At 68.7% G+C, this 11,923-nt stretch carries 16 protein-coding genes; 7 read left to right on the forward strand and 9 right to left on the reverse strand.

The annotated features are described in order from the left end of the window. Positions 1-10 precede the first annotated feature (10 nt). From J2851_RS10105 to J2851_RS10130, 6 genes are all read left to right on the forward strand, one after another. Entirely contained in the window at positions 11-499 is a 489-nt protein-coding gene (locus J2851_RS10105; protein ID WP_209766147.1) for a DUF29 domain-containing protein, read from the forward strand. 14 nt (positions 500-513) lie between these two features. Further along, on the forward strand, positions 514-1,467 hold the full coding sequence (locus tag J2851_RS10110; protein ID WP_209766148.1) for a DMT family transporter: 954 nt from the start codon (positions 514-516) through the stop codon (positions 1,465-1,467). A gap of 123 nt (positions 1,468-1,590) precedes the next feature. Continuing rightward, a complete protein-coding gene (locus J2851_RS10115; RefSeq protein ID WP_209766149.1) occupies positions 1,591-2,547 on the forward strand; it encodes an acetyl-CoA carboxylase carboxyltransferase subunit alpha in 957 nt (318 codons plus the stop codon). 9 nt (positions 2,548-2,556) lie between these two features. Next, positions 2,557-3,084: an MAPEG family protein gene (locus J2851_RS10120; protein WP_209766150.1), complete on the forward strand. Its 528-nt coding sequence runs from the start codon at positions 2,557-2,559 to the stop codon at positions 3,082-3,084. Positions 3,085-3,197: 113 nt separating this feature from the next. Beyond that, positions 3,198-3,479 (forward strand): hypothetical protein, encoded by a 282-nt coding sequence (locus J2851_RS10125; RefSeq protein ID WP_209766151.1) that lies wholly within the window; start codon positions 3,198-3,200, stop codon positions 3,477-3,479. A gap of 160 nt (positions 3,480-3,639) precedes the next feature. Further along, positions 3,640-4,149: an acyloxyacyl hydrolase gene (locus J2851_RS10130; RefSeq protein WP_209766152.1), complete on the forward strand. Its 510-nt coding sequence runs from the start codon at positions 3,640-3,642 to the stop codon at positions 4,147-4,149. Between the two features lie 41 nt (positions 4,150-4,190). On the opposite strand, the gene J2851_RS10135 is transcribed toward J2851_RS10130, so the two are convergent. From J2851_RS10135 to argB, 3 genes are read right to left on the reverse strand one after another with little or no spacing between them, the layout of a single operon-like run. Continuing rightward, the gene (locus J2851_RS10135) at positions 4,191-5,201 is read right to left on the reverse strand and encodes a magnesium transporter CorA family protein (RefSeq protein ID WP_209766153.1); all 1,011 of its coding nucleotides are present in this window, start codon (positions 5,199-5,201) and stop codon (positions 4,191-4,193) included. A gap of 15 nt (positions 5,202-5,216) precedes the next feature. Then, the gene (locus J2851_RS10140; RefSeq protein WP_209766154.1) at positions 5,217-5,510 is read right to left on the reverse strand and encodes a hypothetical protein; all 294 of its coding nucleotides are present in this window, start codon (positions 5,508-5,510) and stop codon (positions 5,217-5,219) included. Positions 5,511-5,559: 49 nt separating this feature from the next. Then, positions 5,560-6,486: an acetylglutamate kinase gene (gene argB, locus J2851_RS10145; RefSeq protein ID WP_209766155.1), complete on the reverse strand. Its 927-nt coding sequence runs from the start codon at positions 6,484-6,486 to the stop codon at positions 5,560-5,562. Positions 6,487-6,617: 131 nt separating this feature from the next. Here argB and J2851_RS10150 point away from each other — a divergent pair, with 131 nt between their 5' ends. After that, positions 6,618-6,767 carry a hypothetical protein gene (locus tag J2851_RS10150; protein ID WP_209766156.1) on the forward strand — a complete coding sequence of 50 codons (150 nt, stop codon included), beginning with the start codon at positions 6,618-6,620 and terminating at the stop codon, positions 6,765-6,767. A gap of 200 nt (positions 6,768-6,967) precedes the next feature. Here the strand turns inward: J2851_RS10150 and J2851_RS10155 are convergent, their stop codons facing one another. The 6 genes from J2851_RS10155 to rpmH form a co-directional block, all read right to left on the reverse strand. Further along, on the reverse strand, positions 6,968-8,221 hold the full coding sequence (locus J2851_RS10155) for a cation:proton antiporter (RefSeq protein ID WP_209766157.1): 1,254 nt from the start codon (positions 8,219-8,221) through the stop codon (positions 6,968-6,970). Between the two features lie 4 nt (positions 8,222-8,225). Continuing rightward, positions 8,226-8,903: a ribosome biogenesis GTP-binding protein YihA/YsxC gene (gene yihA / locus J2851_RS10160; protein WP_209766158.1), complete on the reverse strand. Its 678-nt coding sequence runs from the start codon at positions 8,901-8,903 to the stop codon at positions 8,226-8,228. Positions 8,904-9,092: 189 nt separating this feature from the next. Then, positions 9,093-10,826, reverse strand: coding sequence for a membrane protein insertase YidC (gene yidC, locus J2851_RS10165; protein WP_209766159.1), 1,734 nt, complete (start codon positions 10,824-10,826; stop codon positions 9,093-9,095). A 52-nt stretch (positions 10,827-10,878) separates the two neighbouring features. Then, complete coding sequence (gene yidD / locus J2851_RS10170) at positions 10,879-11,175, reverse strand: membrane protein insertion efficiency factor YidD (protein WP_209766160.1); 297 nt, start codon at positions 11,173-11,175, stop codon at positions 10,879-10,881. Continuing rightward, a complete protein-coding gene (gene rnpA / locus J2851_RS10175) occupies positions 11,172-11,600 on the reverse strand; it encodes a ribonuclease P protein component (RefSeq protein ID WP_209766161.1) in 429 nt (142 codons plus the stop codon). Before rnpA ends, yidD begins: the two co-directional genes overlap by 4 nt. Before the next feature lie 6 nt (positions 11,601-11,606). Further along, the gene (rpmH, locus tag J2851_RS10180; RefSeq protein ID WP_209766162.1) at positions 11,607-11,741 is read right to left on the reverse strand and encodes a 50S ribosomal protein L34; all 135 of its coding nucleotides are present in this window, start codon (positions 11,739-11,741) and stop codon (positions 11,607-11,609) included. Positions 11,742-11,923 lie beyond the last annotated feature (182 nt).

Raw genomic sequence — 11,923 nt, forward strand, 5'->3', positions numbered from 1 at the left:
GAGGCCGGGAATGGGACGCAACGCCGCCGCCTATGAGGACGATTTCTACGGCTGGACGCAGGAGCAGGCCGGGCTTCTGCGTGCCGGCAAGCTGTCCGAGGTGGACGTCGAAAACCTCGCCGAGGAGATCGAGAGCATGGGCCGCAGCGAAGCGGACCGGCTGCGGAGCTGCCTGCGCCTGATCCTTCTTCACCTCCTGAAATGGCAGGAACAGCCGGAGCGCCGGTCCCGAAGCTGGCGCAACACCATCCAGCGCGAGCGCGACAACGCGGCCCTGGCGCTGGAGGAAAACCCGAGCCTCGCGCCGAAGCTCCCGGTCCTGTTCGACAAGGCCTACCAGCTTGCCCGCCGCGAAGCCGCCCGCGAGACGGATTTGCCGGCCGATCGCTTCCCGGAAGGCAATCCGTTCACCCTCGACCAGACCTTGAGCCCGGATTTTCCCGAAGACCTGGAGGATGGCTGGCGGCGGAACCAGCAACCCGCCCGGCGGCCGGGATGACCCGAAGCGCTCCCGTGTCCGCATCCTCCCCCGCCGCCCGGCCAGCCCCGCGCGGCTCCTCCCACGGCCTCGAATCGCTTCTGCTCCTGCTCACCACGGGCGGGCTGATCGGGGCGATCGTTCCGGCGACGAAGTTCGCCCAGGCGGCGGGCGTGCCGCCGCTGCCCTGGGCCTTTTCCATGATGTTCGGCGCCGGGGCGATCCTGGCGGCGCTGGCGCGGGCCAAGGGGGCGCCGGTGCCGCTGACCGGGCGGTATCTGCGCTATTTCGCGGTGTCCGGCTTCCTGTCCGTGGCGCTGCCCAACGTGGTGTTGTTCTTCGTCATGCCGCCGCTGGGCGCCGGCCTGTCGTCGGTCGTCTACACGCTGCCGCCGATCCTGACCCTGCTGTTGGCCACGGCGGTGGGCATCGAGCGGCCGGACCGCTGGCGGGCGGCGGGCATCGGGCTGGGCTTCGCCGGCGCGCTGATGATCGTGGGGCCGCGCGGCAGCCTGCCGTCGCCGGACCTCGCCGGCTGGATGGCGCTGGCCTTCCTGATGCCGGTCTCGGTCGCGGCCGGCAACATCTACCGCACGGCCGCCTGGCCGCCGGGGGCGAAGCCGCTGGCGCTGGCGGCCGGCACCATGCTCGGCGGCGCGGCGTGGGTGGCGCTGGCCCTGCTCGCCACCGGGGCGGTGGGGGATCTGCCGAAGCTCTGGCTGGCGCCGGGCCTCGCCGCGTTGCAGATCGCGGTGACCGCCTTCACCTACATCCTCTATTTCCGGCTCCAGGTCGTGGCCGGGCCGGTCTATCTCAGCCAGATCGGCTATGTGGCGACGGCGGTGGGGCTCGGCACCGGCACGCTGGTCTTCGGGGAGCGCTATTCCGCCTGGATCTGGGGCGGAGCGGCGGTGATCGTCGCCGGCGTGCTGCTGGTCGCCTTCGGGCGCCGGCTGCTGGGCCATCGGCTTCTCGGCCATCGGCTTTAGGGGCGCCGCGTTTTTGGGCATAATGCCGCGCGATAACCTGTGGCGTCGCCGCGCCGCACCGTGCTACCAAGGCCGGTCCGCGACGTCCGCGTCCTATCTATATCGGTCCGTGATCCTTCCGGCATGCAAACCTTCCTCGAATTCGAAAAGCCGATCGCCGAGCTTGAAGGCAAGATCGAAGAGCTGCGCCACCTGACCAACGCCGGCGACATCAACATCGCCGACGAGGTCACCAAGCTGCAGACCAAGGTCGACAAGCTCCTGCGGCAGACCTACGCCAAGCTCACCCCCGCACAGAAGGTGCAGGTGGCGCGCCACCCCAACCGGCCGCACTGCCTGGACTATGTGAAAGGGCTGATCGAGGACTTCACGCCGCTGGCCGGCGACCGCGCCTTCGCCGAAGACCGCGCGGTCATCGGCGGCCTGGGCCGGTTCCGCGGCCGTTCGGTGGTGGTCATCGGCCAGGAGAAGGGGCACGACACGGAAACGCGCGTGCGCCACAACTTCGGCATGGCGAAGCCCGAGGGCTACCGCAAGGCCCAGCGCCTGATGGACCTCGCCGACCGCTTCAACCTGCCCGTCGTGTCGCTGGTCGACACCGCCGGCGCCTTCCCCGGCGTCCAGGCGGAGGAGCGCGGCCAGGCCGAGGCCATCGCCAAGAGCATCGAGCGCTGCCTGCGCCTCGCCGTGCCCATGGTGGCCGCGGTGATCGGCGAGGGCGGCTCGGGCGGCGCCATCGCCATCGCGACGGCCGACCGGGTGCTGATGCTGGAGCACGCCATCTACTCCGTCATCTCGCCGGAGGGCTGCGCGTCGATCCTGTGGCGCAACCCCGACATGGCGGGGGAGGCGGCGATCGCGCTGCGCCTGATCAGCCAGGACCTCAAGGAACTCGGCGTCATCGACCGGGTGGTGAGCGAGCCCATCGGCGGCGCCCACCGCGACCCGGCGGAGACGGTGAAGGCGCTCGGCGACGCCATCGAGGAGTCGCTGCGCGATCTGGAGGGGCTGGACGGCGCCGCCCTGCGCGCCCAGCGCCGCCAAAAGTTCCTCGATATGGGCCAGAAGGGCCTGGGCTGAGGACGCGCCATGGCCGCCGGCAGGAAGACCCGTCTTCTGGGGCTGGCGGCCACCGTCAACCTGACGGCCGTGGCGCTGGCACTCGCGGCCTTCTGGCTGCTGTCCGCGATCGTCGCGCCGCCGGAGGGGATCGCCAACCCCGGCGCGCGCATGGCCTTCTGGGCGCGTCTGGCCCTGTGGCCGGCGTTGGTCCTGTTCCTGGCCGTGGGCGGCGTCATGCTGGCGCGGACCCGGTCGGTCGCCCTGAACCCCATCGACGATCCCGAGTCGCGGTTCCACCGGGTCAGCCAGCGCGTACTGAGCAACACGGTGGAGCAGACCCTGATCTTCCTGCCGGCGCTGGCCGCGCTGGTGGCGCAGGCTCCCCTGCCGGATCTCGGGGCGGCGACCGTGGCGACCATCCTGTTCGTGGTGGGGCGCCTGCTGTTCTGGGCCGGCTACCTCGCCCATCCCTACGCCCGCGCGCCGGGCATGTCGGTGACCTTGACGGTCAACGCCGTGCTTCTCGGCTGGTCCATCCTCCTGTCCTTGGCCTGAGGCTGCCTCTGCACAACCCATGGGGACGATGACGTTGAGGTTGCGCCATGCCGCGCGTATGATGTCCGCTCCTTGATCGTCCTGAGCGGATCCTCGCGCCCGGAGTTCGCGCAATGCGCTTGTCCCAATGGCCTTCCTTCGCCCAAATCGCTGTTTCCGCCTTCCTGCTGCTGACGGCGGTGCTCGAACTGTTCGACACCATGCTGGAGGATTTCATCGGCGTGGAGGTCACCACGGCGCATGGGCTTTTCGTCTTCGCGATGGGAAAAATCCTGAAGGAATGGCTTGAGGTAAAAGAAAAGTTTTTAACGACGCGCGAGAAACTTTCAGAAAGCCGCGAGGCCCGGGAGGCCACGCACCACGGGGAGGCTGCGGCCGAAACCCGAACGGCGTAGATGTTTCGCCCTGCTTCTGCGCCGGGGTCATACCACCATCGGCGCAATTCATTCGCGGACAAATAACACTCATGTTGCTTCGCGGTCGAGACTGGGAGGCTTCATGCGCGCGATCCGAAAATACTTGGTGGTTGCTGCTCTTTCTGCCTTGTCTTTGAGCATGCCCTTCGCAGGGCGCGTGCACGCGGCCTCCTCCCCCGATCTGGTCAGCTTCGGCGTGGGGGCCTATGACTCCATCGTTTTCCAGGAGTCGACGGACACGCCCCGCAACCGGTCGCTCGATTTGCGGCTGGAATACCGCTTTGGCTACTCCCTGCTGCCCTTCACCGAACCCTACGCGCAGATCCACCCCTGGCTGGGCGTGGAAACCACGATCGACGGCATGCTGTACGGCGGCGGCGGCTTCCTGGCCGATTTGAAGCTTGGGCCGGTGGTCGTCACGCCGAGCGTCGGCCTGGGCTTCTGGCGGCGCGGCGGCAGCAAGAACCTGGGCTCCGCGCTGGAATTCCGCAGCCAGATCGAGGTCGGCTACGAGTTCGACAACCAGATGCGCGTGTCCGCCTACCTGTCGCACATCTCCAACGCCGGCATCACCCGGAAGAATCCGGGCGTGAACACGGCCGGCGGCTATCTGCACATCCCCTTCAAAACGCTGTTCAGCGGCTGGTAACCGGGGCGGCTACAACCAGCGCCGCCCCCCCCAGGGCGGCTTTACAACCAACGCCGCGACCGGAAATAGAGCATCGGGAGCAGGGCGGACAGGACCATCAGCAGGATGGCCAGCGGGTACCCCCACTCCCAGCTCTTTTCCGGCATGCCGGCGAAGTTCATGCCGTAGACGGTCGCGACCAGGGTCGGCGGGAACAGGCCCACCGTCAGGATCGAGACGATCTTCACGATCTCGTTCTGCTCGACGTTGATCTGGCCCAGCGTGGTGTCCAGCAGCAGCCCGACCTTGCCCGCCAGGAAGCGCGCGTACTCGCTCAACCCCACGACGTCCTGCAGGGTCGCGCGCGCCCAGCGCCGGGTCGGCTTGGCGGCGGTCCAGCCCTCCCCGCGGGCGAGGAAGGTCAGCATGCGGTGAAGGCTCGCCAGGCTGACATGCGCCTTGCCGACCAGATGGCCGGTGTGGCCGATGCGCTTCAGCGTGCGGGTGTCGTCGCTCTTCTCGGTGCGGGAGGGCAGGGCGCGGCCGCGGAAGGCGCGGCTGCTCATGGTGTCCAGTTCCAGCCCGACGCGGCGCAGCACGCCGGCCGTGCGCTCCACCATGGCCTCGACCAGCGCCGCCAGGACCGCTTCGCCGCCGGTCGCCGCCCCTTTCGCCACTGGGCATCCGCTGCGTGTGACACGGCGGCGGAAGGCCAGGAAGGGCTGCGGATCGACGGGGTGGATGGTGGCGAGCCGCCCGCCGGCCAGCACGAAGCTGACCGGGACGATGCTCGGGCGGTCGGTGTCCGCCCACAGCAGGGCCATCACCGTCATGTGCACGGCCCCGGGGGTGATGCGCAGGCGGCTCGATTCCTCGATCTCCGCCATCTGCTCGCGCGTCGGCAGGGCCACGCCCATCAGCGCCTCGGCGCGGGCCAACTCCTCCGGTGTGGGATTCAGCAGGTCGATCCAGGTGGTCGCGGCCGGAAGCGGGCCGCCATTCTGCTCGGCGTCCTGCTCGGCCTCCTTGGACCAGCGCAGCGTGCCGCCGTCCTTGACGAATGCGTGCAGCATGCCGGAGCGCCGCCGTCAGACGATGCGGCCGACGCGGCGGGGCTTCGGCGGGGGGGCCTCATCCGCCTTTGCCGGAAGGTCCAGCTCGGCGGGGCCGCCGTCCTTGCGCAGCTCGGCTTCCAGCTTGCGGCGGAAGGCGCCGCCGTCCTTCCGGGAGTCCAGGAAGTGGCCGACGGCCTCCTTCGCGGAATCGCGGTCGAAGGGGACCTTGCCGAAGACGGACAGCTTGGCGCGTTCCAGCAGCTTCGGGTCCATCCGCTCGCGGATGGCCTTCATCTGGCGCAGCAACTCCTTGCGGACGTCGGACATGAAGGCCCCTTCCGATTTTGCTCGCGGCCGATTTTACCCGCGGCCGGTCTTACTCGCGGCCGATCAGCGTGCCGGCCCCGCCCTCCGTGAAGATCTCCAGCAGCAGGGCGTGCGGCACCCGGCCGTCCAGGATGACGGCGGCGTCCACGCCCTGCTCGACGGCGTCGATGCAGGTCTCGATCTTCGGGATCATGCCGCCCGTCGCGGTGCCGTCGGCGATGGCCGCGCGGGCCTGCTCCAGCGACATCTTGGCGATGATGTCCTTGTTCTTGTCCATCACGCCGGCCACGTCCGTCAGCAGGAAGAAGCGCGTGGCGCCCAGCGCGGAGGCGACGGCCCCGGCGGCGGTGTCGGCGTTGATGTTGTAGGTGTCGCCCTGGCGATCGAAGCCGATCGGGGCGATGACCGGGATGATGTCCGACTGGGCCAGCGAGGTGATGATCGACGGGTTCACCTGGTACGGCTCGCCCACGAAGCCCAGGTCCAGCACCTTCTCTATGTTGCTGTCCGGGTCCCGCTGGGTGCGGCGCAGCTTGCGCGCGGTGATCAGGCTGCCGTCCTTGCCCGACAGGCCGACGGCGCGGCCGCCGGCGTTGTTGATGGCGGCGACGATCTGCTTGTTGATGGAGCCGGCCAGCACCATCTCCACCACCTCGACCGTCTCCTTGTCGGTGACGCGCAGGCCGTCGATGAAGCTCGACTTGATCGCCAGCCGCTGCAGCATCTGCCCGATCTGCGGCCCGCCGCCGTGCACGACCACGGGGTTGATGCCGACCTGCTTCAGCAGGACGATGTCGCGGGCGAAGCTCTCCGCCAGGCTGTCGTCACCCATGGCGTGGCCGCCGTACTTGATGACGAAGGTGCGCCCGGCGTAGCGGCGCATGTAGGGCAGGGCTTCGGACAGGGTGCGGGCCTTGGCGAGCCACTCGTCGCGGGTGGTGTTCTGCACGGGAGAGCCGTTCGTCAGGGTGGACATTGGCGGACTCTTTAACGGAAAGCTCCGGGGGTGCCTAGTGGGCTTTTTCAGCCGGGAACCCTCGAAAGGCTGCATGGTTCGAGATCATACAACCGAATGGCAACCGAGTGGCAACCGAACGGGACGAGACCATGAACGACCGCATCCTGCCGACCCCGCGCAACCCCTTCACCGAAGCCCACAAGGAGGAGCTGGAGGAGAACGCGCGCAAGATCGAGAAGGGCCAGGGGGAGATCAAGCCGCGCAAGGACGAAGGCAGCGGGGACGGCAAGCCGAAGTGACGGGGTGTCGCTCCGTTGCGGGCAACAGGGTTTTCACGGATTGCACGGATTTTGACACGGATGACACGGATTTTTCTTTGATCTTGGCTCAGCCAGGGCTTTTCGATCAGCCACGGCTCAGCAAGCATAATCTTCCGTGAAATCCGCGCTCAAATCCGTGAAATCCGTGAAAACCCTGTTGTCCCCCAAGAAACCAACCCTCACGCCACGCGGACCCGCGCGACCCGCCCCACCAGCACCGTCATCGGCTGGGTCAGCGCGGTCGCCGTGACGGCCATCAGCACCATCGCGGAGAAGCAGGCCCCGGACAGGACGCCGGCTTCCAGCAGGATGGTCAGCACGATGACCTCCATCAGCCCCTTGCACGGCATCAGGGCGCCGAGCCTCCAGGAATCCCGCCAGCTCTCGCCGGTCAGGCGGGCGGGGATGGCGGTGCCCAGCGTCTTGCCGACCAGCGTCGTGACGGTGGCGAGCGCGAAGACCCACCATTGCGCGGAGGCGGCGAGGTCCAAATCCACCTTCAGCCCGGTCAGGGTGAAGAAGAAGGGCAGCAGGACCAGCGTGGCGAAATGCTCCAGCCGGTCCAGCACGGCGGCGGCGAGCCGGCGCGGCACGACGGTGCCGGCCACGAAGGCGCCCAGGATGTAGTGCAGGCCGATCAGCTCCGTCACCGCGGCGGAGGCCAGAAGTGCTGTGCAGGTGACGACCACGGCGGTGTCGCCGACCCGGCCGTCGGGCGCCACGCGGTCCAGCAGGCGGCTCAGCAGGGGGCGGGCGACCAGTTCGGTGAGGGCCAGATAGGCGAAGCCCAGCACCGCGACCGCCGCCACGCCGCCCAGGCCCTCGGTCCCGCCCGCCGCCCAGGCCAGCACGGCGGTGATCAGCACCCAGAGCAGCGCGTCGTTCACCGCGGCATAGCCCAGCGCCAGGCGGCCGACCCGCTCCTCCAGAAGGCCCATCTCGCGCAGGATGGCGCCCAGCACGGGCAGGGCGGTCACCCCGACGCAGATGCCGAAGCCGGCGGCGAACAGCCAGGGCTCCGCCTTCGGCCCCGCCATGCCCGGAAAGGCGCCGGCGATCCACAGGCCGAGCGCGCCGCCGAGCAGGGTCGGCACCAGCATGCTCGACAGGCTGACCGCCACGAAACCGCGCCCGCGCCCGCGCAGCTCGTCCACGTCCAGGTGCAGCCCGGTCAGGAAGGCGAAGAACACCACAGCCAGCAGCGCCAGCCCCGAGAGGGGCGCCAGGGACGCCGGGGCGAACAGCGCGCCCCAGAGGCCCGGTGCCAAGTGCCCCAGCCCGGAAGGGCCGAGCGCGATGCCGAACAGGATCTGGATGACCACCATCGGGGCCACATGCTTCACCCCGCACAGCCGCCACAGCAGGAACGGCCCGGCGATCAGCAGGATCGCCTGGACCAGGAACAGCAGCGCCGGCGTCAGCGCGGGGGGCACCGGGTTACTCCGCGGCGAGTGCCGCGAGGCTGGCCCGCAGCTCCGCGATGCCCAGGCCCTTCTCGGAGCTGGTGATGTGGACCTGCGGGAAGGCGGCGGGGTGCTTCTTCAGCCCGGCCTCGCACCGCTTGGTGACCTCGGCCAGCTCCTGCGACCGCACCTTGTCGGCCTTGGTCAGCACGACGACGTAGGGCACGGCGGCCTTGTCCAGCATCGTCATGATCTCGTCGTCGTTCGGCTTCAGGCCATGGCGCGAATCGATCAGCACCAGCGCGCGGCGCAGCGTGACCCGGCCCTTCAGGTAGCGCCGGACCATGTCGTTCCAGGCCTCCACCTTCTCCTTCGATTCCTTGGCGTAGCCGTAGCCGGGCATGTCCACCAGCTTCAGCCGGCCGCCCAGGTCGAAGAAGTTCAGCTGCTGCGTCCGCCCCGGCGTGTTGGACGTGCGGGCCAGCGTCTTGCGTCCGGTCAGGGCGTTGACGAGGCTCGACTTGCCGACGTTGGAGCGGCCGGCGAAGGCCACCTCCGGCAGGTCGGCTTCCGGCAGCTGGTCGGGCGTCTGGGCGCCCCACTTGAAGTCGCATTCCTTCGCGAACAGGAGCCGCCCCGCTTCCAGGGCCTCCTCGCTGAAGCCGGACATCAGGCCGGTGCTGTTGGGCCCGGTGATGTTGGGTGGGGTCATGGCAGTGCTTTCACGGTAGAAACCCCCTCGCCCGCCTCCGGCGGGAGAGGGAGGGGCCCGCGCCGAAGGCGTGGGAGGGTGAGGGCTAGGTCGTCCCGAAAATCTCGCCCAAAACATAACCGCCGGCAAACGCCCGTCAAGGAAGGGGTTTGCCGGCGGTCATGGAGTCCGCTCAGGAGGGAAGGGCGATCAGGCCTTCACGCCGTCCTGGCGCATGATGATCCACTGCTGCGCCACCGACAGCGTGTTGTTCCAGGCCCAGTAGATGACCAGGCCGGCCGGGAAGCTGGCGAGCATGAAGGTGAAGATGATCGGCAGGAACTGGAACACCTTCTGCTGGACCGGGTCCGGCGGGGTCGGGTTCAGCTTCTGCTGGAAGTACATGGTGATGCCCATGATGATCGGCCACAGGCCCAGCATCAGCATCTGCGGCGGCGTCCAGGGGATCAGGCCGAACAGGTTGAAGATGGTGGTCGGGTCGGGCGCGGACAGGTCGTGGATCCAGCCGAAGAAGGGCGCGTGCCGCATCTCGATGGTCACGAACAGCACCTTGTAGAGCGCGAAGAACACCGGGATCTGGATCAGGATCGGCAGGCAGCCCGAAACGGGGGAGACCTTCTCGCGCTTGTAGAGCGCCATCATCTCCTGGTTCAGGCGGACCTTGTCGTCGCCCACGCGCTCGCGCAGCTCCTGCATCTTGGGCTGCAGCTTCTTCATCTTGGCCATCGCGTGATAGGACTTGTTGGCCAGCGGGAAGAAGCAGGCCTTCACGATCACGGTGAAGACCAGGATGGCGACGCCGAAGTTGCCGAACAGGCGGCCCAGCATATCCAGCGCGTAGAAGAACGGCTTGGTCAGGAAGTAGAACCAGCCGAAGTCGATCGCCAGGTCGAAGTTCGCGATGCCCAGCTTGTCCGAATACTCGTCCAGCAGGCGGACCTGCTTGGCGCCGGCGAACAGGCGGCTGGTCTGCTCGGCCGTGGCGCCGGGGGCGACCTCGATGGCCTGGCCCAGCGTGTCGACCTGGTAGCGGTCGGTCGCACCCGGCGAGGTGTGGAGGAAGCGGGCGGTGACCTGCTCCTTCTGGTCCGGGACCAGGGAGACCAGCCAGTACTTGTCCGTGATGCCGATCCAGCCGCCGGTCGTCGGGGCGGAGATGGAACCGGACTTCTTCAGGTCGTCGTACTTGTGCTCGTTCAGCTTGCCGTTGAAGACGCCGAGCGGGCCTTCATGCAGGATGTAGTAGCCGGACGTCTGCGGCGTGCCGGCGCGGCTGACCAGGCTGTAGGGCAGCAGGCGCACCGGGGCGGAGCCCGTGTTGCGCACCTTCTGCGTGACCGTGAACATGAAGTTCTTGTCGACCGCGATGGTCCGCTCGAACACCAGGCCCTTGCCGTTGTCCCAGGTCAGGGTCAGCGGCTTGTCCGGGGTCAGCGCCTGGCCGTTGGCGGTCCACTTGGTGTCGGCGCCGGGGACCGGCTGCCCCTTGTCCTCCGGCACCCAGCCGAACTCGGCGTAATAGGCGTCGGGCGTGCCGCCCGGGGCCAGCAGGACGATCTCCGGGCTCTTCGGGTCGGTCGTCTCGTGATAGTCGGCCAGCGTCAGATCGTCGATCCGCGCGCCCACGAGGTTGACCGAGCCGTGCAGGGCCGGCGTGTCGATCTTGACGCGGCTGCCGGCGGCCATCTGCTCCGCGATCAGCGCGGCGCGGTCCTTGACCGCCTCCGGTGCCGCAGCACCGGGCACCGTGGCGCCGGGAACCCCCGGAGCGGTGCCGGGGGCGACCGGCTGCTCCGTCTGGGCGGCCTGCTGCGCAGCCTGCTTCTGCTGCTGCACGCGGGGCCCTTCATAGAAGTACTGGAAGCCCAGCAGGATGGCGATCGAGAGGGCGATCGCGAGGATGAGGTTGCGTTGGTCGGTCATGGCATCCCGGTTGCCGTGGGCCTTGCTGGTAGAGGGCGGCCGATGGCCGGCCTCAGGGCCGGCCTGAGAAAGTGTGTCGATGCGCCGCCCCGGACGGCCCGTGCGAACAGCAGCGGTCCGCCCGCCCCGGCTCGGGCACGGGGTCGTACCCCCACCCGCCCCAGGGATGGCAACGCAAGAGCCTCCGGACGGTCAGCCAGCTGCCCCGGATCGCTCCGTGCTTAGATAGCGCCTCAAGAGCGTAGTTGGAACAGGTTGGCTGAAATCGGCAGTGCCACCCGACGAAGGGCGACAGCGTCCATTGGTAGAGGACGACAAGGCCGCGCAGCAAAAAGGCAAGCGGGCTCATGCGCCGGCCCCCTCGCTGCGTGGTCCGTCGTCTGGCCCGCTTTTCGGCGCGTCGCGCCAAAGCCCGAGGCGTTTCAGCGCCGCGGACAGGTCGCCCAACAGCTCCGTCCACGGCCTTTCGGCCGTGTCGGCGCGGGCCACCAGCACGAAATCGTGACCGGGGGCCGCATGGGCGGGAAGGATCTGGCGGGCCGCCTCGCGCAGGCGGCGGCGGGCGCGATTGCGCACGACCGCGTTGCCCACCTTGCGGCTCGCTGTCAGGCCAAGACGAATCGGCGGCTCGCCAGGGGCGGGCCGCTGTCGATCGTCGTGTCGGCGCACCTGCAGGATCAGGCCGGGAGCAACATGCTTTCGCCGTGTACCGGCCACGGCCAAGAACTCCGGCCGCCGCTTCAGGCGCCCGACCAAGCGGTCCGGCGCCGCCATCGCGTGTTAGGCGCTCAGGACCTTGCGGCCCTTGGCGCGGCGGCGGGCAATCACCTTGCGGCCACCGACGGTCGCCATACGGGCGCGGAAGCCATGCCGGCGCTTGCGCACGATCTTGCTGGGCTGGTACGTGCGTTTCACGGCACTTTACTCCTCGATCTCAGGGCAAAAAATGAGCCCCGCTGTATAGAGGCACAGCCCGCGTGAGTCAATCGCCGCGGTCCATGCCGGGTGCGAATTCTTCTCCGTCCGGGGTGCCCCCGGTGCAAACAGGGTATGGCGCTGCCCCTGCGCCGCACCGAAGTGTTTATCCGTGACCACGT

Origin of the sequence: Azospirillum rugosum, assembly GCF_017876155.1 — a bacterium.
Classification (GTDB): Bacteria; Pseudomonadota; Alphaproteobacteria; order Azospirillales; family Azospirillaceae; genus Azospirillum; species Azospirillum rugosum.